Raw genomic sequence first — 1,691 nt, 5'->3', positions numbered from 1 at the left:
AGATCGTATTCATAGCGGTAGGTGCCGTCGGTATTCCGTACCGCCCTGCCCTCTTCGGTCTGGATGAAATCGATTGTTCCGTTGGTATACTGGATACCGGCGATATAGTCCCGGGTGGTGCCTGCCTGTACCGAGCGGAGCTTATTGCCGGTGGCATCGTAAGTGTAGGTGGCTGTACCATTGCCCGTCACCTGCGAAGGGAGGTTGAGCTCATTGTAGGTGATCGTCAGGTTCCTTGTCCCATCTGTCGTGGTATTGCCGTTGGCGTCATACCCGAAACTGCCGGTCTTAAAGCCACTGACTGCACTCAGCCGGTTGCCGTCATACGTGTAGGCCAGCGAACCGTAGTTCCCCCTGGCAAGGCTCTGGATGTTGCCCATCTTGTCGTAGGTTAGCGTTTCGCCCAGCTTATTGCTGGCATGGCTGGAGGCAGCAGTCGTCAGCCGGTTCACCGGGTCATATGTATAGGTAAACCAGCGGTTGCCGCTTTTATTACCGGTATATTCCTGCTCGGAGATGTTCCCGTTATACTGAGGAACTGCTCCTTTTGCGGGGGCGTTATAACGCAGCCTGAGGTCGAGCCTGTCGGTGATGGAAGATGCCAGCCAACCGCGTTCGTTATACGTATAGGTGATGGTCTGGGCCCCGTTGTGCAGTTTCTTCTTCCACAGCTGGCCTGTTTCGTTATATTCGTTTTCGGACAGCAGGACCTCTCCTGCGTTATTGATGTTTTCCCAGGTCTTCGTCTTCCTTCCCATATGGTCGTAGACGTAGCGGGTCCTGGTGGTGACGCTGCTGCCCGGGCTGGTATGATACCGGGTAACTGTATCGGGCTCATCAGTGAAGGTGTAAGTGGTCAGCACGCTGTCTACTCCTCCCCGGTAGTTCTGGCTCTTGACCTGCATCACCCGCCCGTCCTCGTCATAGAAGGTGAGGCTGGTCAGCATGGTGGAGGTGCCCAGGACTTTTGTCCGGGTGCCGGTTAGCAGGCTGTGGGTCTTCGGGCTCCGGGCTACCGGAAGGGGCCCGAAGGTAGTACTGCCGGGGAAGGTATAACCGTCGTAATAGTTTACCGTAAAGGGTGTGGTGGAACTGGTGGGAAAGCTTTGATTGCTATAGCCTTCACCTGCGGTGCCTCCTGCGTAGGTCTCCCAGTTGGTGGCCTGGGCATTCACCGTGGTTTGAAGGCTGGCCCGGGAGGCACTGCTGGCATATTCCCCGCTCATCACGACTCTTCCTAGTCCGTCGTATTTGGTAAAGGTCCATTTCCCGTTCTGGGCCTGTTTGGGGTCCTGAGTCAGGACTGCCTGGTCAATGGTGTTATAAACCGTGCTCTCCCATCCGTCTTTTCCGGGGATGCACTTTTCGATCAGCCGGTTCCTTCCGTCGTAGCGGTACTGGTAGCAGTATTTATTGAGTTTGGTGGCGTCTATCCCGCCGTTGTCGGGCTCTGCTCCGGGGGGTAAAACAAAGCTGAGGTTACCAAAGTCGTCGTAGACGTAGTAGGTGGAATAGGGCGTGCTTTCATCTTTCCAGGTGCGTTTGAGCACTACCTGGCCTTGTTTGTCCTTGTATTCTTCGCTGGTACCGGTCTTGCCGCTTACCCAGTTTTCATCTTTGCTGATGGTGAGGTACAGCTGGCTGGCCTGATAGTTCCCGCTGGTGGTCAGGTTCCTTTGGTGCTGCTGGCC

The 1,691-nt window shown here is 55.6% G+C and carries 1 pseudogene; it reads right to left on the bottom strand.

Features of this window, described 5'->3' with window-relative positions:
* Positions 1–1,691, bottom strand: a pseudogene (locus tag DDR33_RS26160) (DUF6443 domain-containing protein); the annotation flags it as partial.

The sequence above is a fragment of the Pararcticibacter amylolyticus genome, assembly GCF_003130405.1.
In the GTDB taxonomy this organism is placed as follows: Bacteria; Bacteroidota; Bacteroidia; order Sphingobacteriales; family Sphingobacteriaceae; genus Arcticibacter; species Arcticibacter amylolyticus.
Note: the sequence above shows the minus strand (reverse complement) of the source record. Positions and strands in the feature narration are given on the sequence as shown.